This window comes from Sulfobacillus harzensis (assembly GCF_012933365.1).
In the GTDB taxonomy this organism is placed as follows: domain Bacteria; phylum Bacillota; class Sulfobacillia; order Sulfobacillales; family Sulfobacillaceae; genus Sulfobacillus_B; species Sulfobacillus_B harzensis.
The window spans coordinates 1-293 of record NZ_JABBVZ010000370.1; the positions used below are offsets into that span (position 1 = coordinate 1).

The 293-nt window shown below is 61.4% G+C and carries 1 protein-coding gene; it reads right to left on the bottom strand.

Going from position 1 to position 293, the window contains the following annotated elements:
• Window positions 1–293 (bottom strand): transposase (locus HIJ39_RS23525; RefSeq protein ID WP_207711910.1); only part of this gene is annotated, 293 nt, incomplete at both ends.

Below are 293 nucleotides of genomic sequence, written 5' to 3' on the forward strand. Positions count from 1 at the left end.
GCCGCCAACCACATAAACGGGACCTGTTCCCGGACGGCCTTGGCAATCTGCCGCGACGAATAAATGCGTTGCGTGTACGCGTAGATAATCACTTTCGTCAGCATTTTCGGATGATACGGCGGCCGACCGCCACCCGCATAGGGGGCCTCAAAGGTTGCATCCGGTATGCGGTCGATGGCCTCATTGACCACGCGCACCACGTGACGCGGGGGAATCAGCTCTTGGAGGTCCATGGGAAGCACCAACTGGTTGGGGGCGTAGGCTTGAAAGGTCGGCCGCGGACGCGGCCGGGA